This window comes from Flavihumibacter cheonanensis, from assembly GCF_022352215.1.
Classification (GTDB): Bacteria; Bacteroidota; Bacteroidia; order Chitinophagales; family Chitinophagaceae; genus Flavihumibacter; species Flavihumibacter cheonanensis.
Genome location: NZ_JAKRWF010000001.1, coordinates 287,321 through 313,730 on the forward strand (window position 1 = coordinate 287,321; position 26,410 = coordinate 313,730).

A 26,410-nucleotide genomic window follows, 5' to 3' on the forward strand; every position below is an offset into this window, starting at 1 on the left:
CGTCTGCTTATCAGCATGATCAACATGAAAACAACCTTTTTTACCCTGCTGGGCTTTCTATTGGTAACAGGAACTTTTGCCCAGAAAAGAGTATCCGACCTCACCATCGTTTACGATGCGGTAATTACGACCGGTGCTGCTGAACCCAAGCTGGCGGACGCCTTCGATGGTGCCACAACTACGGTTTATCTGAAGGGCGGTCTGAGTCGTTCCGAAATGCAGAGTGCATTGGCCAGTTTTACTACCATTCATGATGGCCGGACAGGTTCTGCAGTGGTTTTACAGGAAGTAGGAGGACAAAAAGTACTGATCCGCATGACAGCGGCTGACTGGAAAGATAAGAATCGCAGGTATGAGGGTATTGAATTCACTACCACGGGAGAAACCAAGCAATTGGCTGGGTATACCTGTAAAAAAGCAGTAGCCACACTGAAGGATGGTTCTACCTTTACCGTTTATTATACGGAAGAACTTGTTCCGGAAAACAATTATTACAACTCCCAGTTTACCAATCTTCGTGGCCTTCCACTGGAATATGAATTGCAACAGGGTAAACTGATCATCAAGTATGTAGTTTCACAAGTATCATTGAATCCGGTACCTGTGTCCAAATTTGATATTCCTAAAGCGGGATATAGAGAAATGACTTATGAGGAAAGTAAGAAGGGGAGGAGGAACTAGGTGAAAGGTGAAAGGTGAGACGTGAAAAGTGAAAATGGATCCTCTAAATCAGATGAGCTGCTGTATTGGCAGGAAAAAATGAAAGCTGAAAAAGATCAATTATTTGTTGATGCGTACTTTCAGATTCAGCATCTGGGTGCTGCTGTTGCAGGGAGTGGTTTTGACAACGGAAATCCTGCTGTTGTAGGGCATAATATAAGTTGTATTACCCTTCTGATAGGTTACCAGTGTATTGATGGATAAAGTGCCATTAGTTGTTTTAGAACTGTTGAAACCCAGACTTCCTTTGTAACTGGGACCAGCTTTCAGAGTAAAGCCTGCAGTTGTCCTGATTGGAACAAAATCTTCTGTTGCTTTGGAAGCCTTTTTCGCTTTTTTCTCACCTCCCATACTAGCGAATGCCAAACCTGTAACACTCAGCAAAAGAGCCGCTACCAACAGTTTAAGGCTGTGTTTAGTAAGTCTGGTATGGAGGTTTAACAACATATTTGTACAAAAATAGATAAAAGATTTGGAAAATTCCTAACCGTTGATCACAAATTTTAATATATATGTAACGCATGTTGATAATTTTTGTTACATAAACTTGGAACTTTTTTTTGTTTAAGGTAAATTGTAGTAACCACGATTCATGAAAGAATACCCCTTTCGACAGGACAAAGAGGATATGGAGGAATTATTGAGGTTGTACAACGACAGGAAATCCGGCCGTTCCAGCAGCTTTCTCGATGAGGAATCCTTTGAGAAAATCATTAATTATTTTGATGACAAGGAGGATTTGGCCCAGGCACAGGAAGCCTGTGATCTGGGAGTTGAACAATTTCCCTACTCTGCAGCACTACTTTTCAGAAAAGCCGACATTTTAATTGCTACCCGGAAGTACCGGGAAGCCCTGGAGGTGCTGGATCTGGCAGAATTACTCGACAGCCGCAATATCGAATTGTACATTCTTCGTACAGATGCCTACCTGGCTTTAGATGAACAGGAAAAAGCGATTCATCTCCTGGAAACAGCTCTTGAAGAATTTGAAGGAGAGGAAAAAATTGAACTGCTGTTTGAACTCGCGGATGTATATGATGATTATGAAGAGTTTGAAAAGATATTCGATTGCCTGAAACTTATTCTTGAACAGGAGCCAACCAATGAGGAGGCTTTGTATAAAATCTGCTTCTGGACCGATTTTACCGGGCGTAATGAGGAAAGCATCAAATTGCACCAGCAGATTCTGGAAGACTATCCTTACAATGAGCTCGCCTGGTTTAACCTGGCTGCTGCCTATCAGGGCCTGAAACTCTATGAAAAAGCAATAGATGCTTACAAGTATGCCATCGCCATTGATGAAAAATTCGATTATGCCTACCGGAATATGGGCGATGCCTATATCCGGCTGCGCAAATTCAAAGACGCCATCGAAGTATTGGAAAAAGTTTTGGAACTGTCGAGGCCGGAAGATGTGATCTTTGAAGCCATTGGGCATTGTTACGACAAACTCAGAAATTATGGGCAGGCCCGGATTTATTACCGCAAAGCCGTGCATCTGAATCCGGATGACAGCAAATTGTACTATAAGATTGCCTGCACCTATATAAATGAAGAACAATGGGCTCAGGCAGTTAAGCAACTGGAAACTGCCATGCAAGTCCATAAATCTGTTCCCGAGTTCAACCTGGCCATGGGGGAATGTAAAGTTCAGTTGGGGGAAGTAAAAGATGCCATTTTTTATTTTTCCAATGTGGTTAGGGCCCGGCCAAAAAGTGTACAGGGCTGGGAAGCCCTGGTTCGATGTCTCTACCTGAATAAATTTTATGAGGAAGCGCTGGAACAGGTCCTGGCGGCATTGCAGCATACAGAGGGGAAACCGGTCTTTATATATTATAAAAGTGCAATACTATTCGCCCTTGGTAAATCTAAAGAAGGGTTGCTCTATCTCGAAAGAGGATTGCAGAAAGCGCCTCGGCAACTAAAAGAATTTGTAGCACTTAACCCAACAATACTCCAGAATCAACTGGTAGTTGACCTGATTGCACGCCACCGAAAAACCGGAAAAGCGTAATGTGGCTGCTGTTTCCTATTTTTGCGCGGTTTCTATCCAAAAAAAAGTGTAAATGAATTTTAACCTATCGCAAATTCCTGAACGGGTTGCCAAACCCCGTAAGTCCGGAATTACCATGGTAATGGATAAGGGTCTGAGTATTGAAGAGGCTAAAAATTTTCTGAGTGTAGCACACCCGCATGTAGATATCGTGAAGTTTGGATTCGGAACATCTTTTGTTACCCCCAATCTGCGGGAAAAGATAGCCGTTTATAAATCCTTTGGTATCCCTGTATATTTTGGCGGAACGCTCTTTGAAGCCTTTCTGATCCGCAATCAGTTTGAAGATTTTATTGCTGTTTGCAAGGATTTTGAAGTGGATTATATGGAAGTTAGTGATGGCTCTATTACCATTCCGCACGCAGAAAAATGTGGTTACATTGAAAAACTCACTAAACATGGAACCGTTCTGAGTGAAGTGGGAAGTAAGGATGCTGCACATATTATTCCTCCCTATAAATGGATTGAACTGATGAGGGCCGAACTGGAAGCAGGATCCACATATGTCATCGCGGAAGCAAGAGAAGCCGGAAACGTTGGTATTTATCGTGGAAGCGGTGAAGTGCGGGAAGGGCTGGTACAGGAAATTCTGACCCAGATTCCGGAGGAAAAAATCATCTGGGAAGCCCCTCAAAAAGCCCAGCAGTTGTATTTCATAGAACTGATTGGCTGTAATGTTAACCTTGGTAATATAGCACCTTCAGAAATGATTTCACTGGAAGCAATGCGTTTGGGCCTCAGGGGCGATACCTTCCATCTGTTTCTGAATAAAGAAATGGCCTGATGCGCTACTTTGGTTTAATTGGCTACCCCTTAAGTCATTCGTTTTCCAAAGCCTACTTTAACCAAAAGTTTGAACAGGAAGGCATTCCTGCGCAGTATGAAAATTACCCGATCCCTTCGATTGAGGAGTTCCCTGAATTAATTCGGAAATACCCTCTGCTCGAAGGGATTAATGTTACTATTCCCTATAAAGAAGCGATTCTTCCCTATCTGCACAGTGTTTCGGAAGTGGTTCGGAAAACCGGTGCCTGCAACTGCATACGAATCCGAAACGGACGCCTGGAAGGATTTAATACCGATGTGCTGGGGTTTGAAAAGTCACTGCTGAAATCACTACAGCCCGCGCATGATCGGGCCCTGGTACTGGGTACCGGAGGTGCTTCCAAAGCGGTACAGTATGTTCTGGATAAACTTCGTATACCCTTTACCGTAATCAGCAGAACGGCTGATCCTGCGGCTGGCATTCTCAGTTATGCTGAACTTAATGAAGAACTGCTGTACAATGCTCGTTTATGGATCAATACCACCCCCCTCGGTATGCATCCAAATGTAGATAGTTGCCCCCCCTTAGATTACGCTCAGCTTGGTTCCGGTCATTATTTATATGACCTCGTGTACAATCCGGCAGAAACCCTTTTCTTAAAAAAAGGAAAGGAAAAGGGAGCCATAACAGAAAACGGTCATGATATGCTGTTGATCCAGGCAGAAGAAGGATGGAAAATCTGGAATGCAGATTAATTTAGAGGGATTGGATTTTTTCTTTTACTTCAGTAGGAATCGCCGTCATTTTTTTATTTATGTAATCAAAACAGACCATACCAGTTCGGGCATTGGCAATTATTTTGGTTTCTCCTGAAACAGTTTTCAGTAATTGGTAATAAAGATCAAATCCAACCCGACTAAATTCAGTGGCCATTACTTTGGCAATAACCTCTTCTCCATAGAACAGTTCTTTTTTGAATTCGATTGCCACATCGCTCATTATCAGACTGGCTCCACCAAAATTCAATTCAGTATATCCGGCGTGTCTCAAAAACTGCATCCTTGCTTCATGTATGATACTAAGAATGGTATCATTCCCAACATGACCTCCATAATTCAGGTCGGTAATGCGAACAGGGATCCTGGTTTCAAATGAAAAACCGGTTGGCATGGTTAGTTTAATTCGGCCCATGTAGATTGAAAATTTATTGTTCCTCTATTAGTTCTTTCAATTGAAGAATATCAAAGAGGTTTCCCGGATCCGGGATATAGGGTGATTTTAGTAATTGCTGTTCAATCGCATTAATGGAGTATCGGCTATTCCCGTTTTCGGAATAAGTGAGTTGGTGATAAATAGGAGCATATTTGGCAGACAGGCGAACCGAATTGCCATTATTGGAAGCGATCCGAATGTACCGGCTATCTGTTTGCTGTACGGGTAATTGTTTGATGGCCGGATTCAAAAACTGACTGACCAATTCATTTTGCCAGTTACCGCCAATCGTCTCAATTGCGATACGGTTTCTCCTTACCAGGGCATATACCGGTTCTCTCGGATCATGGTTTTTAACACCACCCGAATAATTTGTTTGCTTTTCGGGATTGGTTACTGATGCAAACTCCTCAGTAGCCGGTTCCGTTGAGGGAATGGTAGGAACTGTTCCGGAAGGGGTGGCTACTGCCTGTTCGGTGGTAAGCGGGATGGTGGAAGTCGCCATCTCACTGGCATCTTTGAATGGCGATGCCCAGAGAACCCAGGCAATAATACCTATTACTGCTGCAGCAGCACCATATCGAATAAAGTAGGGAGAAAGTGTGCGTACGGGCACATCTCCTCTCCTGAATGGAGGTGGAGTGGATGTAGCAGGAGCAATTTGTTCTGAAATTGCTGACCAACTGCTTGCGGGAGGAGAGGGATCCCAGTTGTAGAGTTTTAGGGCCAGCTTTTTTTCGGCATTCCATTCGCTCATTTCACGGGAGATATTTTCCCAGGCGCCTGGTGGCGGACTGGTTTCCCATTGATTTAATTTATGGCTGAGTGGATCCCTCATCTGTTGGCTTGTTTACGTTGTACCCCTAAAAATTCAGCAACTTTCTTTTGCAAAATTGATTTTGCCCTTGCCAGTTGCGATTTACTTGTTCCTTCACTTATGGATAAGAGTTCCGCAATTTCCTTGTGGGAGTATCCTTCAATCACATACAGATTAAAGACTGCCCGATATCCCGGGGAAAGTTCCTGTACCAGTTGTACAATATCCCTTTCAGCAAGTTGATCCAATACGGAAACCGACGCATCTTCAATGCCTCGTTCCTCCTGTTCTGAAATACTGTTCAGATGAACTTTCCTACGGTATTGCTCAATGGAAGTATTGACAAAAATGCGCCGCATCCAACCTTCAAACGATCCTTCATGCCTGTATTTTTCCAGGTTCCGGAAAACTTTTATAAATCCTTCCTGCAAGAGATCCTGAGCATCATCATTATTGCCCGCATACCGGAGACAAACCGCATACATTTTTGGTGCATACTTTTGGTAAAGGGCCTCCTGCATCTTCGGATCACCTTCAATACTTCCTTTGATTAAGTCGCTATCGTTCATAGTTTGGTTGCCTCCACTAATAAAAAATCCACCAGTTTGTCGGTGGCTTTTCGCCTGTGACTGAATTGTTGTTTCTCTTCCAGCGTCATATCGGCGAAACATCTGTCCGATCCGTTGGGAATAAATACCGGATCATATCCGAAGCCCTGTTTACCACTTGGCTGATCATTGATGCGGCCCTCACAAATTCCTTCGAACTGGATTTCCTTCCCATTTAAAATTAAGGAAATGACCGTTCTGAACCGGGCCCGGCGATCTTTTTCATTCCGGAGTGCATCCAGCAATTTGGTAATATTTTCTTTTGGCCCCGCGTTTTCCCCGGCATACCGGGCTGTTTTAACGCCAGGGGCTCCTTTGAGCGCAACTACTTCCAATCCGGTGTCTTCACTGAAACAGTTGGCACCGGTAATTGAATGTATCACCCTGGCTTTTTCACTTGCATTAGCTTCCAGGCTATCATGCGGCTCCGGAATCTCCTGCTCAATTCCCGCCTGCATAAGTGTTTTCAGATGGATGGAAGCAGGTAACAAGGGTTGGATTTCAGCAATTTTATGGAGGTTATTGGTAGCGAATATCAATTCCATATTATTTTTTTTTAGGCTATATACCCAGCATCGTTTTCAATCCTTCCCACAAAAGCCTTTTCAGCGGTTTCACAGCCTCGGTTTGCTGGTTTAGTTCCTCAAGGGAGGGGGCTATCATCAATTTTATATCCTGAATAGACTGTGGAGCCAATACGGGCAAACCTGCAGGTAAGCCCGAAACCGGATGAGGCAGCCCAAAGCAGAGCATTTGCAGGGGAGCCAGTTCGTTTTGCAACTGCTCCAATCCAGGGTTTTGCCTTGCCATATTTACAATGGCAACATCAGCAAGGGTTAGCTGGCAGGCTTTTAATACAGAGCTGAGGAATTCCAGTGAAGCCTCTGCTATATGAACAGTATCAGGATAAAATACCAGGATAACCAGGTTCCGGTTGTTCTTACCCAGGAACTGGATGGACAATTCAGGCTGAATGGGCCCTTTTTCCCATCCGCCGGATTTTTCCTCTATTACAGGTATATCTTCAGCCATGCTTTTTGTGGAAGCGATATCAGTTGTCAGTACCAGGCTTTCCGGATACAGATCGGCTACCTGGTGCTGGGTTAGTCGAATCGAGTTTAACGACATGAAAACTTGTGGTATTTTTTACTAACAATTGTTAGTGATTTTGGCCGGATGGTTTGGCTACCCAGCAAAATCATTGTTTCTTTGCAGCAAATGTACCAAATATGATTGCAGCATTCGATATACCGGTTACGAAAGTTGACCGGAGCAGACTGAGTGATACTCCTTTGGAAAACCTCCCGTTTGGGCGATATTTTACAGATCATATGCTGGAGGCGGAATATGCAGATGGTGAGTGGAAGTCTGTGCAGATCAAGCCATACCAGGCCCTTAGCCTTGAACCCTCCCTTGCAGCCCTTCATTATGGTCAGGCCATTTTTGAAGGTATCAAAGCCTATCGCGATGCAGAGGGCAATGCTTTTATTTTTCGACCTTTCGACAATTTCAGACGATTCAATACATCTGCTGCCCGGATGAATATGCCGGAAGTTCCGGAGGAAATCTTTATGGAAGGCATGCGTAAGCTGATTGCGCTCGACAAGAACTGGATCCCTGCCATTAAAGACCATTCTTTGTACATCCGTCCTTTTATGTTCGCAACCGATACCATGCTGGGGGTTCGTCCTTCCGCTACCTATAAATTTCTGATCATTTTGAGTCCCACCGGACCCTATTTCGCAGCACCTATGAAAATACTGGTAGAGGAGCACTATACCCGTGCGGCTCCGGGTGGGGTAGGTTTTGCCAAGAATGCCGGAAATTACGGAGGCAGTATGCTGGCTGTTACCGAAGCTCAAAAGCAGGGCTACGACCAGGTGCTCTGGACCGATGCAGTGGAACACAAATGGCTTCAGGAAGTGGGAATGATGAATGTGTTCTTCATCATTAATGGAGTAGCGGTTACACCTTCCCTGGAGGAAGGGACCATCTTACATGGAGTGACCCGCGATAGTGTAATGGTGGTATTAAAGGAAATGGGACTGCCCGTTGAAGAGCGCAGGATCAATATCGATGAACTCCTGGCTGCTTTTGGCAAGGGACAGTTACAGGAAGTTTTTGGAACCGGTACTGCAGCTGTAATCGCAATGGTTAAAGAGTTGAAGTACAAGGAATTTCAGATGACATTTAATGTGGATAACAGCCCCATTGCAAAAGCCGTAAAAGAACGCCTGAATGCTATCCGGGAAGGAAAGGCCGAGGATCTGCACCAGTGGATGTGGAAAGTTTAGAATTTAATTTTGTTTTTTCGGTAAGGGATTCTACCTTTGCCGTCCCAAATAAATAAGGTTAGAATGCCTACAATTCAGCAATTAGTAAGAAAAGGTAGAGAAATCATCAAGGCAAAGAGTAAGTCCAGAGCACTGGATGCCTGTCCTCAACGCAGAGGTGTTTGTACCCGTGTGTACACCACTACACCTAAAAAACCAAACTCCGCTCTCCGTAAGGTAGCGAAGGTTCGTTTGACCAACAAGGTGGAAGTGATCGCTTATATTCCGGGTGAAGGTCATAACCTGCAGGAGCACTCTATCGTTTTGATCCGTGGTGGTCGTGTGAAGGATTTGCCGGGTGTACGTTATCACATCGTTCGTGGTAGCCTGGATACTGCCGGTGTGAAAGACAGAAAGCAGAGCCGTTCCAAGTACGGAACCAAGAGAGACAAACAAACTGGTAAAAAATAATTTAAAATAGTTCTCCGATGCGTAAAGCACAAGCCAAAAAACTTCCTCTGGCCCCTGATGCCAGGTATAACGATAAACTGGTTACCCGTTTTGTCAACAATATCATGTGGCAAGGGAAAAAGAGCGTAGCCTTCGAAATTTTCTATGATGCCGTTGACAAAGTGAGCAAAATCACCAATGAAGATGGTTATGAAATCTGGAAAAGAGCGATTGCCAACGTAACTCCTGCTGTTGAAGTACGCAGCCGTCGTATCGGTGGTGCAACCTTCCAGATTCCTTCTGAAGTTCGTCCCGACAGAAAAATCTCCCTCAGCATGAAATGGTTGATCCGTTTCAGCCGCGAACGTAATGGTCGCAGCATGGCTGATAAACTGGCTAACGAAATCATTGCAGCCAGCAAAGGGGAAGGTGGTGCTTTCAAGAAAAAGGAAGATACACACCGTATGGCTGAAGCCAACAAGGCATTCTCACATTTCCGGGTTTAACATTCTAACTTACCTTTTCATAGGCCGGTTCGCTCACAAGCGGACCGGTTTTTTTTGTGGTGTATCTGAAACACTTATTTCGTACATTCATTGCCCTAATAATACCCAAAATTTCAGGTTATGTCTACCAGGAGAACTTTTTTAAAACAAGCCTCCCTGCTCACGCCGGCAGTGATGCTTGTGCCCGATTTTTTAATGGCGGAAAAAAAGAACCGTTCTGTCGGGATCCAGTTGTATACATTAAGAGAACTTGTAGCGAAGGATCCCCGTGCGGTTTTACAGCAGGTGGCAGCAGCCGGTTATAAGGAAGTGGAGTTGTATGGATTCGGAGGAGGTAAGTTTTTTGGCATTCCTGTAGCTGAATTTTCAACGTATATGAACAGCCTGGGACTTTCGGTACCCAGCGGTCATTATATGCCGGTAAAATTCCTGTTTTCAGACGAGGATGCCGGTAAAGCGGAGCTGGATGAACATATCCAGGCAGCCATTACTATGAAAAGCAGTTATCTGACTATTCCCTGGTTACCACCCGACAAACGTTCCAGTCTGGATGACTATAAAAAGATTGCAGCTAAATTAAATGTGGCCGGAGAAGCCTGTAAAAAAGCAGGAATTCAGCTGGCTTATCATAATCATGATTTTGAATTTGCAAATCATGGAGGTCAAACCGGTTTCGATGTGATGACCAGCTCAACAGATGCAGACCTTGTGAAATGGGAACTCGATTTGTATTGGGTAGTATTTGCCGGCCTGGATCCGGTTCAGCTATTCAGCAACCTGAAGGGAAGGGTTCCTATGTGGCATGTGAAAGATATGGACAAGGCAAACCGGGCGCAGAATACAGAGATAGGCAACGGTACTATCGATTGGAAACGAATCTTCAAAGCCGCCAAAACCTCCGGTATGAAACATTTCTTCGTAGAGCAGGAAAACAATTATGTTCCTGATCATTTGGAAAGTGTAAAGCGGAGTATAGGGTATATCAAGACAAGCCTGATATAGGTGAAAGGTGAAAGGTGAAAAGTGAAAAACCGGATCGCACCATTTTCACTTTTCACCTTTCACTTTTCACTTCTTTTTCATCGCCCAACGAATACCCTCCGTTACGTGCATGATAAATTTCTCATCCTGGTAGGCTTCACTGGTGTGGCCAAGGCCGGTATAAAACAGACGGCCTCCATCGAATTCCTGGTACCAGGCGATGGGATGACTGGATCCCATTTTCCCTCCTTCGTAGGATTTTTCATCGAGTTCAAGTAATACCTTAATTGCAGGAGATACAGATTTGTAATTATACCATTCATCTTTGTGAATCCAACTGGATCCAAGATGAGCTGTTGCCGGGTGTTTTTCCTTTACCACAAGCGTTGCCGACTGAATCGCAGGATGTGATTCAAAATAGCCCCCAATCAGTTGGTTATACCAGGGCCATTCATATTCGCAATCAGCCGCAGCATGAATTCCTATAACTCCACCACCCGACCTGACATACTGTTGCAGCGCTGCTTCCTCATTGGGACCGAATACATTACCTGTTGTATTTAATAAAACAACTGCACTGAATTGTTTCAGATTACTGTTATTGAAAACAGAACTATCTTCGGTGGCCACCATCTTCCAGTGGTTTTTTGAAGCAATTGCTCCGATCGCTTTTATTCCATCCGGAATAGAAGCATGACGGAATCCACGGGTCGCAGAAAAAACGAGGATGGTGTTTTCTGCTTGCGCAGGAGAGGCGGATTGATCAGACTGCGCGATGATTGCTGTCAGCAGCAGTAAAGGGCTCATCGCCCAAAGAAGTATTGCTTTCATGTTGAAATGATTGTTGCAGGAAAAAAAACTGCCCCCTCAGGAGCAGTTTTGATATCAGAGTTTACGAATCTTGATGTTTTTGTACCAAACATTATCGCCATGATCCTGTAAGGAAATATGACCGGAACGGAACACACCGAAATCAGCAAGATCCTTGAATTTGCTGTTGGCAACCAGTTTTTTCCAGGCATCATCCCAAAGTGTTGTTTTCACAATGGTAGTACCATTCAGTTTCAGTTCGAGTTGCCCGTTATTCTGAATGATTTCGGCCAGGTTCCATTCACCCACCGGCTTAACGGTTTCCTGGGAGGATTCGATCAAATCGTACAAATCCCCGGCTCTGTGTTTGCGGATTTTCGCATCCGGGTGACCGTTATTATCCAGTACCTGCATTTCCATACCGGTATACCAAACATGTTTGTATTTGGATCGGTCATCTTTCACATTAAATATGATACCACTGTTGCCATTCGGGGCGATTTTCCATTCTACTTTGAAATGATAATTTTCAAATGCCTCATTGGTTACAATATCACCCCCATCTGATGTCTGCCATCCGGCTTTATTGCTAGCATCCAGGTAAATTGTTCCGTTTGCCACTTTCCAGGCCGCACCAACTTCATTTTTTCCATAGGTATGCCAGCCCTTGGTAGTGGTTCCATCAAACAACAATACCCATCCTTCTTTCTTTTCTTTTTTGGATAATGTGTTATCAGCCACCAATTCTTTTGAGCTGGAACAACCGGCCATACCAATCAGAGCAAGTCCAACCATAAGATTTTTAATCATATTAGTTGGTTTTCAATGAAAGGATATATTTCACCATGGTCTTTGCATCATCCTCAGAAATTTGAGGGTGTGGAGTCATGGGTACTTCACCCCAAACACCGCTACCGCCTTTGATAATTTTACCGGCCAGGTCGGCAATTGTAGCATCATCCGCAGTATATTTATTGGCTACATCCTGGTAAGAAGGTCCAATTGCTTTTTCATTTACTTTATGACAGGTAAGGCAATCACTTCCGGCGATCAGTTCAATACCCTTTTCTTCTTCTGCGGAAGGTCCTGCAGCAGGAGCAGTTTGTTCAGTGGCAGCGGTTTCTTCTGTTTTTTTCTCTTCAGTTGCCTGGTTTCCACAAGCGAAGGCAAGGGCGCTGATGCCTGCCAGAATCACATACTTTTTCATGTTTTTTTGTTTATTGAATACCTAAAATCTTTTTGTTGAAGTTTTCATCCGATCCCGTTCCTGCAAAATCATCGAATGCTTTTTCAGTAACGCGAATGATATGATCCTGTATAAAGATAGCACCTTCTTTAGCACCATCTTCAGGATGTTTAAGACAGCACTCCCATTCCATCACAGCCCATCCTTTGTAATCATAGGCTGCCAATTTGCTGAATACACTTCCGAAATCAACCTGGCCATCACCCAGCGAACGGAAACGTCCTGCACGGTTGATCCAGCTTTGATAGCCACCATATACTCCCTGTCTGCCGGTTGGATTGAACTCAGCATCTTTTACATGAAACATTCGGATTCGTTCGTGATAAATATCTATATAGTCCAGGTAATCCAGGCACTGTAATACAAAATGGGATGGATCATATAAGAGACAGGCTCTGGCATGGTTGTCAACCTCCTTGAGGAACATTTCATATGAAATACCATCATGTAAATCCTCACCTGGATGAATTTCATAACAGAGATCCACACCGTTTTCTTCAAATACATCCAGTATAGGCTTCCAGCGCCTGCCCAGTTCACGAAATCCTGTTTCTACGAGTCCAGCTGGTCTTTGAGGCCATGGATAAACAGTGTGCCATAATAGGGAGCCACTAAAGGTGGCATGGGCGTTCAACCCCAGGTTACGGGATGCCTGTGCAGCATATTTCAATTGTTGTACTGCCCATTCGGTTCTTGCGTTTGCATTACCTCTCACCGATTCAGGAGCAAATCCGTCAAAGAGTTCATTGTAAGCCGGGTGAACTGCCACCAGTTGTCCCTGCAGGTGCGTGGAAAGTTCAGTAATGGATAAACCACATTCTTCCACAGTACCCCGAACCTCATCTGCATAAGTTTTGCTTTCCGCTGCTTTTTGCAAATCAATGCATCGCGGATCCCAGGTTGGAATCTGAACACCCTTAAATCCGAGTGATTCCGCCCAAAGGCAGATGGCTTTCAGGGTATTGAAGGGAGGCTGATCGCCAAGAAACTGGGCTAAGAAAATACCAGGACCTTTTAATGTTGTCATGTATTCAAGTATTTAGTCAATGGTAAATGATCGATTTACTTAGAGCTTTGTCCATTTTTGTTCGCTTGCATTGCTCTCCACAACTTTTTCAACAAACAGCATACCCCGGATTCCTTCTTCGATACCGGGGAAATCAAGCCATTCCGGTTTTGCTTCCGTACCATTCATCCGGGCTTGAAGAGTGAATGCAAAATTGCGATAGATATTGGCAAATGCTTCCAGGTATCCTTCCGGATGGCCGGGAGGCGTACGCGTACCCAACCGTGCATAACTGCTGAGATAAGGGGTGCCGGCTCTGTACACCTGGGCAGGTTCATGCAGCCATTTTACCATCAGGGTATTGGCATCTTCCTGTTGCCATTCAATTCCACCTTTTTCACCATAAACCCGGATCTTCAGATTGTTTTCTTCACCAGCTGCTACCTGGGTAGCGAAGAGATTGCCACTTACTCCATTTTCAAAACGAAGCAGTACAGATCCGTCATCGTCGAGCAAACGACCAGGTACGGTGATCTGTAAATCTGCGCAAACCGCTTCTACTTTTAAACCGGTAACATACTCAGCCATATTAAATGCATGTGTGCCGATATCTCCCATACAACCGGAAATACCACTTCTTTTGGGATCCGTTCTCCAGGCAGCCTGTTTGTAATTACTGCCTTCCCGAAATTCGGTTAACCATCCCTGTGGGTATTCCACATATACTTTACGGATCTTACCGATTTTTCCGGCGGCGAGCAATTGTTTGGCTTCCTTGATCATCGGATAACCGGTGTAAGTATGGGTGAGACAGAAGAGTGCGCCCGTTTTTTCAATTACCTGTTTTAGTTCCAGGGCTTCTGCCAGGCTAAATGTTACGGGCTTATCAAGAACTACATGAAAACCGTTTTCCATGGCCAGTTTAGCCGGACCAAAATGCATATGGTTGGGAGTAACAATGGATACGAAATCCATGCGTTGGTCTTCCGGCAGTGTTTTCTCTGTGAGGATCATTTCCTCGTAAGAAGCATAAGTGCGAATTGGAGGTAGCCTGAGTGATGCGCCGGTTTGTTTTGATTTGTCTGCACTGCTGCTGAAAGCACCACAAACCAGTTCTATTTCTCCATCCAGCCAGGCAGCCATACGGTGTACCGCTCCAATAAATGCATCCAGGCTTCCGCCTACCATGCCCATTCTGAGTTTTCTTGCAATCGTCATTTATGAGTGATTTGGTGGAATTGTATTTATTTATAACTCACACATTCGGCATTCTCTTTTTCTGTGTAAGCGAGGTTGTATTGCTTTAATACCTCTTCGGGTACGCCATTCCACTGGTTTGGTTTATTACCTGCATACCCAATATCCTTTACCCCAATTTCCGAGGTGTAAAATCCGGTACAGGTAAGGTCGCGCATTAGGTTGAAAAAATTTACCCCAGGTTTCATTTCAGCTTTTGCTTTATTGGGATAGGCAATCTGATCCACCATGGCGATTCGTTGTTGCTCACTGCAATCCTTAAACGATTTTTCAAACTGACGCAAACATTGCAGGTCCAGCCACCGTAATCCACCGCGCATGGGTGTCTGGTGTTCAGGCATATCCTTTACTATAAACTCAATGAAATCGGGCACTTTGGCATCTGATGCACTGCCACTCACCTCATCCTTCGGAATGATGATATCTGCCAGTATGGTGATGGTTGCCATCTCATGTTCGGTAAAGAACTTATCAGCCGTGATTTTATTGTAGTGTTCTAGTTCTTCCGGCATCCGGTCGATTTTACCAGTACCGGTTGTATCGGTTTTGGGAGCTTCTGCTTTTTTATCAGTTTCCTTACAGGCATCCAGCAGGAGTCCGGTGGAAAGAGTTCCCAGCGCAAGTGCTTTGAGTGATTTTCTTCTATCCATAGTAAGGAGTATTTAAAGGTTATTCTTTTTAAGCTGATCAACAATATATTCACTGGCCCGCATGGAAAGTGCCAGGATGGTCCAGGTGATATTTTTATCAGCCTGGGAAACAAAAGGCGCACCATCCACAACAAACAGGTTTTTGCAATCATGTGCCTGGTTCCATTTGTTGAGCGCAGATTGTTTGGGATCATTTCCCATTCTGGCGGTACCTGCTTCGTGAATGATTTTTCCAGGTGCGTGCAGGCCGTAATTATTCTCCAGACCATCGTCACCTCCCCAGGTAATCACAGCACCCATAGCATGCATAATTTCTTTGAAGGTTTCCTTCATGTGTTTGGCCTGGTTGATTTCGTGTTCACTCCATTTTACATTGAATTTAAGAACAGGAATGCCGTATTTGTCAACCACATTCGGGTCTATTTCACAGTTGTTGTGGCGGAAGGCAACAGCTTCCCCGCGACCAGCCATTCCAATGGAAGCTCCATAGAAGAAACGCTGATCTTCCTTGAGGGATGCGCCATAACCACCTGCTTCTTTCTGTTTGCCATTCACCAGGAATTTTCCGTTCATACTCTGGATACCCATACCGAATCCATAAGCTGGCTGACCTTGTCCGCCCCAGTATTCAATATGATATCCTCTTGGGAAATCGAGTTTTTTATTATCCAGCCACCAGGGAGAGTACACATGCATGCCCCCAACGCCATCTTCATTGTAGCGTTTACGATCGAAAAGTTGTGGCAAAACCCCTCCCATATCTGCACCGGTGGAATCATGCAGGTAACGGCCAACCACATCCGAAGAATTGGCAAGTCCGTTCGGGTGTCGGGCAGATTTTGAATTCAGCAGGAGGCGGGCGCTTTCACAGGCACTGGCAGCCAGCACCACAATCCGTCCCTTCACCTGGTATTCCATCAAGTCATCTTTATTCACATAGGAAACTCCGGTTGCCAATCCTTCTTTATCGGTCAGTACTTCGCGGGCCATAGCATTTGGAATCACATCAATGTTGCCGGTAGCCATAGCAGGTTTTACCAATACGGAAGAAGAAGAGAAATCTGCATACACCTGGCAACCGCGGCTACACTGTCCGCAGTAGAAACAGGCCCCTCTTTTATCATTGATCGGCTTGGTGAGCATGGACATTCGGGAGGGTATCACACGAACACCGGCTCTTGTTGCTGCATTTTTGATAAAGAGTTCATGGAGGCGGGGTTTGGGAGGAGGAAGGAAAAATCCATCCGGATCGTTTTCCAAACCTTCATTGGTACCAAATACACCAATGAGCTGATCAACTTTATCGTAATAGGGTTTAATATCTTCATACCCGATTGGCCAGTCTTCACCCAGCCCGTCGATACTTTTGCGTTTGAAATCTTTGGGGCCAAAGCGCAGAGATATTCTTCCCCAGTGATTGGTACGTCCACCCAACATGCGGGCGCGGAACCAGTCCCACTGCGTACCAGCCGCTTTGGTGTAAGGTTCTCCATCAATATCCCATCCCCAATAACAGGCGTCGAAATCACCGAATGGGCGAAAACGCGTAGCAGCTCCTCTGCGGGGAGATTCCCAGGGATTTTTAAGCTGTGTAACGTTTTTTGCGGGGTCGTACATGGGGCCCGCTTCCAGTAAACAAACCTTTAATCCGGCGTTAGCCAGTGTATAGGCAGCCATACCTCCTCCAGCTCCTGAACCAACAATTATTACATCGTAGTTAACAGCCTGCTTTTTAATTTGTAATTCACCCATTTTGTTGCTTGAAATTTGAATGATCGATAAAAAGAGAGTTGAAAATACGGATGGTTTTGGACACTATCAACAAACAGTTTCTATATAACAAATTAGTTTAACCTAACAACTGTTATCTTCTTTTTTTTTACCACATTCTTCTTCATTGATTGAAATATCTGTGAAAAACATAAATTTATGACTGCCTTTATTTTTAACAACCTCAATGATATGCAAGCCAACATTAACCGAAACAAACTATTTGTAGCAAGTTGTCTCTCCCTTTTAGTAACCTCTCTGTCATTTGGAATCCGGGCTGGTATCCTGGGAACCCTGGGAACCCAATTTAATCTCAGTGCATCTGAACTGGCCTCTATTGCGGCTACGGCATTCTGGGGATTTCCGCTGGCCGTTGTAATAGGTGGTATGGTGGTGGATGCCATCGGAATGAAGAAGTTGTTGGTGATTGCCTTTCTCTTTCATCTGGCAGGAATTGTGCTTACTATTTTTGCGGGTGGATTTTGGACCTTATTTCTTTCAACCTTACTAATTGGTATTGCCAATGGTACCGTTGAAGCGGCCTGTAATCCGCTCGTTGCAACTTTGTATCCCGATAACAAAACCACCAAGCTCAACCATTTTCATTTATGGTTTCCGGGTGGAATATTCATAGGCACATTAATTGTGTTCCTGTTTGAAAAAATGGGAATTGGCTGGCAGATTCAAGTTGCGATCATGCTGATACCGACGCTGATTTACGGCTATCTTTTTTCAAAACTTGATTTTCCGGTTACAGAACGGGTTGCATCAGGTGTTTCAACTGCAGAGATGTATAAATCAGTAGGTACACCTTTGTTTGTTTTCATGTTTATCTGCATGTTTGGAACTGCGATCACTGAATTGTTTACAGGCCAGTGGGTAGGTGTTTTATTGAATAATGTAACAGACAATGCGATCCTGATTCTGACGATAACAACAGGGGTAATGGTAGTAGGTCGCGGATTAGCTGAGCCAATCGTTCATCGCTTTTCTCCGCAGGGGGTATTATTGATATCAGCCATACTGGCTGCCATCGGTATTTATATGATGAGTACGGTTTCTGGATCCATGCTTTATTTTGCTGCACTCATCTTCGGAATCGGGGTGTGCTATTTCTGGCCAACCATGCTGGGATTTGTTGCCGAAAACATCCCAAAATCCGGAGCACTTGGATTGAACCTGATGGGAGGAGCCGGTATGTTTGCAGTATCCATTTATACCCTGTTTATGGGTGGATTTTACGATCGACTGATTGCTGAAAAACTTCCTGAAGGTGCGTCGATGGAAGCCTATCGTACAGCAGCTGCCGGAACTGCAGAAGCAACCAAATATGCAGAAGCACAATTGACTGCAGGACCGGATGTATTAAAAGCGACAGCAATTATTCCGGTTATTCTTACTGTTGCATTTGCCGGATTGGTTTTTTACATGCGTAATAAAAAGAAACCTCAATTGGCAGGAGCCTGATCAGTTATGAAAAAACAAAATTCGAGAAGAACGGCCGTAAAACAGCTGCTAGCAGCAGGAGCAGGAATTGCTCTGGCACCGACTGCAGGTTTAGCCGCTGAAAAATCAGCGGCATCCAATACAATGAAGGGAAATATCAATCATTCGGTATGCCGCTGGACCTATGGTCATTTAAGTCTGGATCAGCTATGTGTAGCGGCAAAGGAAATCGGAATCAAAGCGATTGACCTGGTAGGGCCGAAGGAATGGGATGTGTTGAAGAAACATGACCTGGATTCTTCCATGTGTAATGGTGCCGAGATAAACCTGGTTCATGGGTTCAACAACACTACGTATCATCAGAAACTGATTGAAAATTATAGTGCGATGATACCCCTGGTGGCAAAAGCCGGTTACAAAAATCTGATTTGTTTCAGTGGCAACAGGGATGGCATGGATGATGAAACAGGCTTACAGAATTCAGTAATCGGTTTGAAAAAAATACTGGGACTGGCTGAAAAGCATGGGGTGGTCCTGACAATGGAATTGCTGAACAGCAGGGTTGATCATAAGGACTACATGTGTGATCGTTCCGTATGGGGAATTGAATTGTGCAAACGACTGGGATCTGAAAATTTTAAGTTGCTGTATGATATCTATCATATGCAGATTGATGAAGGCGATGTGATTCGCTCCATCCAGAACAACCATGTTTATTATGGACATTATCATACAGCGGGTAATCCAGGCAGACATGAGTTGGACGAGAACCAGGAATTGAATTATCCTGCAATTATGAGAGCGATTCATGCAACAGGATTTAAAGGCTATGTGGCGCAGGAATTTATTCCAACGGCTACTGATAAAATAGCTTCACTGAGAAATGCAGTTACTTTATGTGATATATAAAACCAAAACTAAACGCTACATTTTAAACAACTGTTATGGCAGAGAATACGTACGATGCAATTGTCATAGGGTCTGGCATCAGTGGAGGCTGGGCTGCTAAGGAACTAACCGAAAAGGGGCTCAAAACCCTCATGCTTGAAAGGGGACGTGACGTGGAGCATGTAAAAGACTATGTAAACGCGAACAAGCATCCCTGGGAATTCCCACATCGGGGGGGAAGAACTCAACAGATGATCAAGGATTACCCGGTATTGAAAAGGGATTATCCATTAAATGAGACCAACCTTGATTTCTGGGTGAATGAAAAGGATTGCCCGTATACAGAGGTGAAACGATTCGACTGGTTCCGTGGTTACCATGTGGGTGGCCGGTCGCTTACATGGGGGAGGCAGAGTTATCGGTTCAGTGATATGGATTTTGAGGCAAACCTTAAGGACGGACATGGTGTAGATTGGCCGATCCGTTATAAAGACATAGCTCCCTGGTATAGTTATGCTGAAAAGTTTGCCGGTGTAAATGGTTCGAAAGAAGGGTTGCCTCATCTGCCAGATGGAGAATTCCTGCCCGCGATGGAGCTGAACTGTGTGGAAAAAGATGCTGCTGAGCGGATTCGTAAACACTATAAGGATGCACGTCGCCTGATCATTGGCCGAAGTGCCAATCTTACGGCTCCCCATAACAACCGGACCAATTGCCAATATCGCAATAAGTGTTGGCTTGGTTGTCCGTTTGGTGCTTATTTCAGTACACAGTCGGCAACATTGCCAGCTGCAAAAGCAACTGGAAATTTAACGCTTCGTCCCTGGTCAATTGTTACCAAAATCTTGTATGATAAGGATACTAAAAAAGCAAAAGGGGTGGAGATCCTGGATGCTCAAAACAACAAGACCTATGAATACTATGCCAAGATCATTTTCCTGAATGCTTCAGCTTTAAACAGTACCTGGATTCTGATGAATTCTGCAACAGATATCTGGCCGGATGGATTAGGAAGCAGCAGTGGAGAATTAGGACATAACCTGATGGACCATCACTTGGGTGTGGGTGCCGGTGGTATTGTTGAAGGATACGAAGACAAATATTATTTTGGTCGCCGTCCAAATGGTTTCTACATTCCTCGTTTCCGCAACCTCAATGGAGATGAAGGCAGGGGATATGTGCGTGGTTTTGGATACCAGGGTGCAGCCAGTCGCCAGGGTTGGAGCAGAGATATCGCCGAATTGAATATTGGTGCAGAATTGAAGGAGGCACTAACCGAGCCGGGTACCTGGACAATGGGTATGGGTGGATTTGGAGAGATCCTGCCCTATCATGATAACAAAGTAACCCTGGATAAAACACGGACTGATAAATGGGGGCTGAATGTTCTCGCTATTGATTGTGAGCTGAAGGAAAATGAGTTGAAGATGCGGGAGGACATGATGAACGATGCAGCGGAGATACTGGAAGCAGCCGGAGTTAAAAATGTGAGTAAGCGGGATGGAGATGGCACAATGGGACGAGGTATTCATGAAATGGGGACTGCAAGGATGGGTCGTGATCCAAAGACCTCCGTATTGAATGGTTGGAACCAGGTATGGGATGCGCAGAATGTATTTGTGACCGACGGGGCCTGCATGACATCCGGTGCCTGTGTGAATCCATCGCTGACCTATATGGCACTGACTGCACGGGCTGCCGATCATGCTGTATCTGAATTGAAAAAAGGAAATCTTTAATTGATAAAACGAACTACTTATGAAACGTAGACAAGCCGTTTCGACAATGGCCGTCATTCTGGGAGGATCTATGGTTGGATCACAGTTGTTTTTGACGGGTTGTAAGCAAACAGAAAAAAAAGCAAATAGCACTGACTTTTCACCAGAAGAGATTGCGTTACTGGATGAAATTGGTGAAACCATTATACCCACGACAAATACACCAGGAGCGAAAGCAGCTCAAATTGGTGCATTCATGAAGATCATGGTAACAGACTGTTACGATGAAGCTGCTCAGAAAGTGTTTGTAGATGGAATTTCCAGTTTGAAAGAAGCCAGTGATAAAAAGTTCGGCAAAGGGTTCATGGAACTGGAGCCTGCTCAACGAAAAGAATTGTTGGTTGAGTTGGATAAAGAACAACGTGAGTACCAGAAAAATAAAAAACCCGAAGAGCCCAATCATTATTTTAAAATGATGAAAGATTTGACCTTGCAGGGCTATTTCACATCTGAAATCGGAGCTACACAGGCATTGCGTTATGAAGCTGTGCCCGGAAGATATGAAGGATGTATGCCGTATCAGAAAGGGGATAAAACCTGGGCGACTTAAGGAAGTGAAAAGTGAAAAGTGAAAGGTGAAAAAAAATACCCGTCGGTTAGCCGACGGGTATTTTCGTAGATATACAAATGATTATGCTTCTGAGCTACCTTCTACCGGAGCGGTTGTACCTTCTGGTGCCGGAGCTTCCATTACCGGGGCAGCTGGTGCAGGAGCAGGAGCTTTTTTCCTTGCGGGTTTACGGCCAGCTTTTTTAGGCGCTGCCTTTTTTGCCGCTTTTTTAGGCGCCGCTTTCTTAGCCGCTTTTTTTGCTACTTTTTTAGGCGCTGCCTTCTTAGCTGCTTTCTTAGCTGCTTTTTTAGGCGCTGCCTTCTTAGCTGCTTTTTTTGCTGCTTTCTTAGGGGCTGCTTTTTTAGCTACTGCTTTTTTCAGCGCTTTTTTAGCTGCTTTTTTAGGCGCTGCCTTCTTAACTGCTTTTTTAGGCGCTGCTTTTTTTGCTGCTTTCTTAGGGGCTGCTTTTTTAGCTACCGCTTTTTTTACTGCCTTTTTGGCCGGTGCTTTTTTGGCGGCCTTCTTTTTAGTGGGCATATTAAACTGTGATTTTTAGTGAAATAATGGGTTAACAAGATTGATTTCTAAATTTACATCCCTTGTACATATCTACCAATATGTCAGTGCTTTTTGAGCAACTATTTTTTTATATAAGGCGAAATTTTGGGGAATCGGACCGTAATCGGCCCCAAAACTTAATTTTTTGGTAGCAGTAAACAAGGTTTCGTATTTCCGGGAGAATACTTACCTTTGCGTCCCAAATTAGGTTTTTTGGGTGTTTCAACCATTCGACTTAACATTTTTAACATACAACAATGGCAGACTTAAGATTTCAAAGAAACTTTGGTATTGCGGCCCATATCGATGCCGGTAAGACCACTACAACAGAGCGTATTCTGCGCTACACAGGTATGATCCATAGAATCGGTGAAGTGCACGATGGTGCGGCAACAACCGACTGGATGGAGCAGGAGAAGGAGCGTGGTATTACCATTACTTCCGCTGCTGTAAGCTGCCAGTGGAATTTTCCTACTAACAAGGGACAGGTTACACCTGAGTCTAAAAAATACTCTTTTAACATCATTGATACTCCGGGTCACGTGGACTTTACTGTAGAGGTAGAGCGTTCTATGCGTGTACTGGATGGTTTGATTGCCTTGTTTAGTGCAGTTGATGGTGTTGAACCTCAGTCTGAAACAGTTTGGCGCCAGGCCAACCGTTATAAGGTTCCCCGTATCGGATTCGTTAACAAAATGGACCGTTCCGGTGCTGACTTCCTGAATGTGGTAAAGCAGGTTAAAGAAATGTTGGGTGCGAAAGCTGTTCCACTTCAGTTGCCAATTGGTGCTGAAGATAATTTCAAAGGTGTGGTTGACCTGATCAAAATGAAAGGTATTATCTGGCACGCTGAAACGGAAGGCATGACCTTCGACGAAATTGATGTGCCTGCAGATATGGTGGACGAAGCTAATGAGTGGAGAGGTAACCTCGTTGAAGCAGTAGCTGAATACGATGACACCCTGATGGAAAAATTCTTTGAAGATCCCAATTCCATTACTGAAGCCGAAATGCATGAAGCCATTCGTAAGGCAACCATCGATCTGAGCATCGTTCCCATGATGTGTGGCTCTTCTTTCAAAAACAAAGGAGTACAAACTGCACTTGATGCGGTATGTCGTTACCTGCCAAGTCCGGTTGATATTGAAGCTATTGAAGGTACTCATCCTGAGACAGGTGAAACCATTTCCCGTAAGCCGGATGCAAAAGAGCCTTTTGCAGCTTTGGCATTCAAGATCATGACTGATCCATTCGTTGGTCGTCTGGCCTTCTTCCGGGCCTATTCCGGTCACCTGGATGCGGGTTCTTATGTTTTGAACGTGCGCAGTGGTAAGAAAGAAAGGATTAGCCGTATCATGAAAATGTTTGCTAACAAACAGAACCCCATCGATTTTATCGAAGCAGGTGATATTGGTGCAGCAGTAGGTTTTAAGGAAATCAAAACCGGTGATACCCTTTGCGATGAAAACCATCCGATCACGCTGGAGAACATGTTCATCCCTGAGCCTGTAATCGCAGTAGCAGTTGAGCCTAAAACGCAGGCAGACGTTGATAAAATGGGTATGGCGATCGCGAAGCTGGTTGAAGAAGATCCTACTCTTCGTGTAAATACCGATGAAGAAACTGGTCAAACCATTCTGCGTGGAATGGGTGAATTGCACCTGGAGATCATCATTGATCGTATGCGTCGTGAATTTAAAGTAGAAGTTAACCAGGGTAATCCCCAGGTGGCTTATAAAGAAGCCTTTACCGGTAAAGTTGAACACCGTGAAACACTGAAAAAGCAAACCGGTGGTCGTGGTAAATTCGCTGATATTTATTTCGAACTCAGTGCTGCAGATCAGGACTGGTTGGAAGCAAATCCTGGAAAAGGCTTCCAGTTTGTGAACGATATCTTCGGAGGATCTATTCCAAAGGAATTCATTCAGCCCATCCAAAAGGGATTTGAAGCATCTATGACAAATGGTGTACTCGCGAACTACCCGGTAGTAAACATGAAAGTGCGCATTTTCGACGGTAGCTTCCACGCCGTGGATTCCGATGCAATGTCTTTCGAACTTTGTGCCAAGCAAGGCTTCCGTGAGGCAGCCCGCAAAGCGAAACCAGTATTGCTGGAGCCAATCATGAAAGTCGAAGTAGTAACTCCTGATCAATACATGGGTGATGTTACAGGTGATTTGAACCGCCGTCGTGGTATGATGGAAGGTATGGATAGCCGTAACAACGCACAGGTTATCAAGGCAAAAGTTCCCCTGAGTGAAATGTTCGGATATGTAACGCAGCTTCGTTCTCTGTCATCCGGCCGTGCTTCCTCAACCATGGAATTCTCTCACTATGCTCCTGCTCCCAATAACATCGCAGAAGAAGTGATAGCCAAGATCAAAGGAAAAGTAAACGCTTAATAGTAAAAACCGGCTTAGGCCGGTTTTTTTTATGTTTTTTATTAAATGCATCAATGTTGCATAAATAATTATCCCTATACCTCTTGACAATGTGGGAATCTCCAGACTACTTTTACACCTGACTTCAGTTCAACTTTAGAAAATCCCTCCTTCGAAATTACCCCACCAGAAAATAGATTCTCGTTACCGTACCATCATCCTTCCAAAGCCAGTCGAATACAAGTTTTTAACCTAAACCTGGCTTATATGCTTACTACTTTTACACGTCTTCAGCAACTTAAAAAAATGACTGTGCTGTTGCTGGCACTCTTTATCGGGCTTGCACCTGTTATTGCCCAAAACAATAATCAGGGTCCCAACAATGATAATTGTTTGGATACCGAATATGAATGGGGGTATGACCGACTCCACAAAAAATGGCACAAGTACAAAAAAGATCGGAAAAAGAACAAGTTCAAGTGGAATGTATTTAACCCCAGCAAACCGGAACTGTTTTACAGTTTCACGCAGGATTTTTATGGCGACACAAGGGAAAGAGCCTGCACGCCTGATGGCCGGAACCTGAGTTCTCTGGAAATCATGGATATGAGTATGGGAAATATGTACTTTCAGACATTGTTTTTTGGCTATCTTGAAACAGAGCGCTATTTCTATGCATATCAAAGCGAAGCTGCCAAATTGCAAAAGCTTTTACCTGGCAAAGGTCCGAATACCCTGGTTGATGGAATTTACAGTGTAGATTGGAATACACCCATTAAAAAAGGGAAAATCAATAACAGTCTGCTGGCTGAAACGATCACACTTGCGTTGAATATGAACCTTACTCCTGACAGAGTCCTGGAAGATTTTCCTCTGGAAGCTGGTCGCTGGCTGGTAACACAGGCAAAAGATCCGAGATCAGCCTGTAACAAACCCCGTATGATGGATTGTGGCTGGAGTGGCAATTCAAAAAAGGCAATTGATTCCTGGCGCATACCAGCCAATGTGGTAAATGCTCTTGGAGAAGATAAAACCGTTTGGGGACTCTTCTGTCTTGCAGGCTTTACCATCACAGGACGTCCGATTCCGGAGGGAGTTTCGTTGAGAGATATTGAAGAAGCTGTAGAGGCAATAAATGAAGCATTTCACGAAGGTCGCTATTTTATTGGTTGGTCAGACCGGAATGTAAACTGTGCAAACTACTGGTATTACAAATGGACTGCCGCTTTCTATCATTGGTATGGCGGTGGCCAGAATTCCGGAATCAATACGGATGAATCTGTAGCAAAAGCAATTCCGGAAATCACTGCCACAGAAGTGAAGGCATTCCCGAATCCGTTTGTTGACAGAGTTAATTTCCAGATTAAATCAAACGCAGATGGACCGGTTTTGGTAGAAGTTTACAATACAGCCGGACAAAGACTTGAGTTGCTTTACAATGGAAATATGAAAAAGGGTGAAACAAGGAACCTCGTTTATATTCCAAGGCAGGGAGGAACCGAAGCGGTGATCTATAGGGTTACAACAAACGGAAAAACATTCTCTGGCAAACTTATTAAACGACTGAGATAACGGTTAACTACAAACGAAAGGGGTTGCTTTCGGGCGACCCCTTTATTTCACTTTTTTGTTAACCGTTGTGGATGTTCGAAATATTTAAATTCAATCACATTGCAATGGGGTT

At 44.3% G+C, this 26,410-nt stretch carries 28 protein-coding genes; 14 read left to right on the plus strand and 14 right to left on the minus strand.

Annotation, left to right across the window (positions count from 1 at the left end):
• Nucleotides 1–24 precede the first annotated feature (24 nt).
• The gene (locus MD536_RS01260) at nucleotides 25–681 is read left to right on the plus strand and encodes a hypothetical protein (protein WP_239594958.1); all 657 of its coding nucleotides are present in this window, start codon (nucleotides 25–27) and stop codon (nucleotides 679–681) included.
• Nucleotides 682–780: 99 nt separating this feature from the next.
• Here the strand turns inward: MD536_RS01260 and MD536_RS01265 are convergent, their stop codons facing one another.
• Nucleotides 781–1,167 (minus strand): hypothetical protein, encoded by a 387-nt coding sequence (locus MD536_RS01265; protein ID WP_239594960.1) that lies wholly within the window; start codon nucleotides 1,165–1,167, stop codon nucleotides 781–783.
• A 145-nt stretch (nucleotides 1,168–1,312) separates the two neighbouring features.
• On the opposite strand from MD536_RS01265, the gene MD536_RS01270 reads away from it, so the two are divergent.
• The 3 genes from MD536_RS01270 to MD536_RS01280 are packed head-to-tail and all read left to right on the plus strand — an operon-like array spanning nucleotide 1,313 to nucleotide 4,294.
• On the plus strand, nucleotides 1,313–2,734 hold the full coding sequence (locus MD536_RS01270; protein WP_239594962.1) for a tetratricopeptide repeat protein: 1,422 nt from the start codon (nucleotides 1,313–1,315) through the stop codon (nucleotides 2,732–2,734).
• A 52-nt stretch (nucleotides 2,735–2,786) separates the two neighbouring features.
• Nucleotides 2,787–3,557: a phosphosulfolactate synthase gene (locus MD536_RS01275; RefSeq protein WP_234865589.1), complete on the plus strand. Its 771-nt coding sequence runs from the start codon at nucleotides 2,787–2,789 to the stop codon at nucleotides 3,555–3,557.
• Nucleotides 3,557–4,294: a shikimate dehydrogenase family protein gene (locus tag MD536_RS01280; RefSeq protein ID WP_239594964.1), complete on the plus strand. Its 738-nt coding sequence runs from the start codon at nucleotides 3,557–3,559 to the stop codon at nucleotides 4,292–4,294. The genes MD536_RS01275 and MD536_RS01280 overlap by 1 nt, the downstream gene beginning before the upstream one ends.
• 1 nt (nucleotide 4,295) lies before the next feature.
• On the opposite strand, the gene MD536_RS01285 is transcribed toward MD536_RS01280, so the two are convergent.
• The 5 genes from MD536_RS01285 to MD536_RS01305 are packed head-to-tail and all read right to left on the minus strand — an operon-like array spanning nucleotide 4,296 to nucleotide 7,304.
• Nucleotides 4,296–4,730, minus strand: a complete 435-nt coding sequence (locus MD536_RS01285) for an acyl-CoA thioesterase (protein ID WP_239594966.1) — start codon at nucleotides 4,728–4,730, stop codon at nucleotides 4,296–4,298.
• Between the two features lie 13 nt (nucleotides 4,731–4,743).
• Entirely contained in the window at nucleotides 4,744–5,589 is an 846-nt protein-coding gene (locus MD536_RS01290; protein ID WP_239594968.1) for a hypothetical protein, read from the minus strand.
• Nucleotides 5,586–6,137 (minus strand): RNA polymerase sigma factor, encoded by a 552-nt coding sequence (locus MD536_RS01295; protein WP_234865600.1) that lies wholly within the window; start codon nucleotides 6,135–6,137, stop codon nucleotides 5,586–5,588. The genes MD536_RS01290 and MD536_RS01295 overlap by 4 nt, the downstream gene beginning before the upstream one ends.
• On the minus strand, nucleotides 6,134–6,721 hold the full coding sequence (gene rdgB / locus MD536_RS01300) for an RdgB/HAM1 family non-canonical purine NTP pyrophosphatase (protein WP_239594971.1): 588 nt from the start codon (nucleotides 6,719–6,721) through the stop codon (nucleotides 6,134–6,136). Before rdgB ends, MD536_RS01295 begins: the two co-directional genes overlap by 4 nt.
• Before the next feature lie 16 nt (nucleotides 6,722–6,737).
• Entirely contained in the window at nucleotides 6,738–7,304 is a 567-nt protein-coding gene (locus tag MD536_RS01305) for a hypothetical protein (protein WP_239594972.1), read from the minus strand.
• A 101-nt stretch (nucleotides 7,305–7,405) separates the two neighbouring features.
• Here MD536_RS01305 and MD536_RS01310 point away from each other — a divergent pair, with 101 nt between their 5' ends.
• From MD536_RS01310 to MD536_RS01325, 4 genes are all read left to right on the plus strand, one after another.
• Nucleotides 7,406–8,470 carry a branched-chain amino acid aminotransferase gene (locus MD536_RS01310; RefSeq protein ID WP_239594974.1) on the plus strand — a complete coding sequence of 355 codons (1,065 nt, stop codon included), beginning with the start codon at nucleotides 7,406–7,408 and terminating at the stop codon, nucleotides 8,468–8,470.
• A gap of 63 nt (nucleotides 8,471–8,533) precedes the next feature.
• A complete protein-coding gene (rpsL, locus tag MD536_RS01315; RefSeq protein WP_150846709.1) occupies nucleotides 8,534–8,920 on the plus strand; it encodes a 30S ribosomal protein S12 in 387 nt (128 codons plus the stop codon).
• Between the two features lie 17 nt (nucleotides 8,921–8,937).
• A complete protein-coding gene (gene rpsG / locus MD536_RS01320; protein WP_239594975.1) occupies nucleotides 8,938–9,405 on the plus strand; it encodes a 30S ribosomal protein S7 in 468 nt (155 codons plus the stop codon).
• A 120-nt stretch (nucleotides 9,406–9,525) separates the two neighbouring features.
• Nucleotides 9,526–10,407, plus strand: coding sequence for a sugar phosphate isomerase/epimerase family protein (locus MD536_RS01325; protein ID WP_239594977.1), 882 nt, complete (start codon nucleotides 9,526–9,528; stop codon nucleotides 10,405–10,407).
• 66 nt (nucleotides 10,408–10,473) lie between these two features.
• Here the strand turns inward: MD536_RS01325 and MD536_RS01330 are convergent, their stop codons facing one another.
• From MD536_RS01330 to MD536_RS01360, 7 genes are read right to left on the minus strand one after another with little or no spacing between them, the layout of a single operon-like run.
• A complete protein-coding gene (locus MD536_RS01330) occupies nucleotides 10,474–11,217 on the minus strand; it encodes a ThuA domain-containing protein (protein ID WP_239594979.1) in 744 nt (247 codons plus the stop codon).
• Nucleotides 11,218–11,271: 54 nt separating this feature from the next.
• Entirely contained in the window at nucleotides 11,272–12,006 is a 735-nt protein-coding gene (locus tag MD536_RS01335) for a 3-keto-disaccharide hydrolase (RefSeq protein ID WP_239594981.1), read from the minus strand.
• A 1-nt stretch (nucleotide 12,007) separates the two neighbouring features.
• Nucleotides 12,008–12,403, minus strand: coding sequence for a c-type cytochrome (locus tag MD536_RS01340; RefSeq protein ID WP_239594983.1), 396 nt, complete (start codon nucleotides 12,401–12,403; stop codon nucleotides 12,008–12,010).
• Between the two features lie 10 nt (nucleotides 12,404–12,413).
• Nucleotides 12,414–13,469, minus strand: coding sequence for a sugar phosphate isomerase/epimerase family protein (locus tag MD536_RS01345; RefSeq protein ID WP_239594985.1), 1,056 nt, complete (start codon nucleotides 13,467–13,469; stop codon nucleotides 12,414–12,416).
• Between the two features lie 39 nt (nucleotides 13,470–13,508).
• The gene (locus tag MD536_RS01350; protein ID WP_239594988.1) at nucleotides 13,509–14,666 is read right to left on the minus strand and encodes a Gfo/Idh/MocA family protein; all 1,158 of its coding nucleotides are present in this window, start codon (nucleotides 14,664–14,666) and stop codon (nucleotides 13,509–13,511) included.
• Between the two features lie 26 nt (nucleotides 14,667–14,692).
• The gene (locus MD536_RS01355; RefSeq protein ID WP_239594991.1) at nucleotides 14,693–15,355 is read right to left on the minus strand and encodes a gluconate 2-dehydrogenase subunit 3 family protein; all 663 of its coding nucleotides are present in this window, start codon (nucleotides 15,353–15,355) and stop codon (nucleotides 14,693–14,695) included.
• 12 nt (nucleotides 15,356–15,367) lie between these two features.
• On the minus strand, nucleotides 15,368–17,107 hold the full coding sequence (locus MD536_RS01360; protein WP_239594993.1) for a GMC family oxidoreductase: 1,740 nt from the start codon (nucleotides 17,105–17,107) through the stop codon (nucleotides 15,368–15,370).
• Between the two features lie 177 nt (nucleotides 17,108–17,284).
• Here MD536_RS01360 and MD536_RS01365 point away from each other — a divergent pair, with 177 nt between their 5' ends.
• Genes MD536_RS01365 through MD536_RS01380 form a run of 4 tightly spaced genes read left to right on the plus strand, consistent with a single transcriptional unit; the run spans nucleotide 17,285 to nucleotide 21,787 of the window.
• Nucleotides 17,285–18,592, plus strand: a complete 1,308-nt coding sequence (locus tag MD536_RS01365) for an MFS transporter (RefSeq protein ID WP_239594995.1) — start codon at nucleotides 17,285–17,287, stop codon at nucleotides 18,590–18,592.
• A gap of 6 nt (nucleotides 18,593–18,598) precedes the next feature.
• Nucleotides 18,599–19,480 (plus strand): hydroxypyruvate isomerase family protein, encoded by an 882-nt coding sequence (locus tag MD536_RS01370; RefSeq protein WP_239594997.1) that lies wholly within the window; start codon nucleotides 18,599–18,601, stop codon nucleotides 19,478–19,480.
• 35 nt (nucleotides 19,481–19,515) lie between these two features.
• Nucleotides 19,516–21,198 (plus strand): GMC oxidoreductase, encoded by a 1,683-nt coding sequence (locus MD536_RS01375; RefSeq protein ID WP_239594999.1) that lies wholly within the window; start codon nucleotides 19,516–19,518, stop codon nucleotides 21,196–21,198.
• A 19-nt stretch (nucleotides 21,199–21,217) separates the two neighbouring features.
• The gene (locus MD536_RS01380; RefSeq protein WP_239595001.1) at nucleotides 21,218–21,787 is read left to right on the plus strand and encodes a gluconate 2-dehydrogenase subunit 3 family protein; all 570 of its coding nucleotides are present in this window, start codon (nucleotides 21,218–21,220) and stop codon (nucleotides 21,785–21,787) included.
• 81 nt (nucleotides 21,788–21,868) lie between these two features.
• Here the strand turns inward: MD536_RS01380 and MD536_RS01385 are convergent, their stop codons facing one another.
• Nucleotides 21,869–22,324 carry a hypothetical protein gene (locus MD536_RS01385; RefSeq protein WP_239595002.1) on the minus strand — a complete coding sequence of 152 codons (456 nt, stop codon included), beginning with the start codon at nucleotides 22,322–22,324 and terminating at the stop codon, nucleotides 21,869–21,871.
• Between the two features lie 278 nt (nucleotides 22,325–22,602).
• Between MD536_RS01385 and fusA the strand changes: the two genes are divergently transcribed.
• A complete protein-coding gene (fusA, locus tag MD536_RS01390; RefSeq protein ID WP_239595004.1) occupies nucleotides 22,603–24,747 on the plus strand; it encodes an elongation factor G in 2,145 nt (714 codons plus the stop codon).
• Between the two features lie 246 nt (nucleotides 24,748–24,993).
• Nucleotides 24,994–26,298 (plus strand): T9SS type A sorting domain-containing protein, encoded by a 1,305-nt coding sequence (locus MD536_RS01395; RefSeq protein WP_239595006.1) that lies wholly within the window; start codon nucleotides 24,994–24,996, stop codon nucleotides 26,296–26,298.
• Nucleotides 26,299–26,410 lie beyond the last annotated feature (112 nt).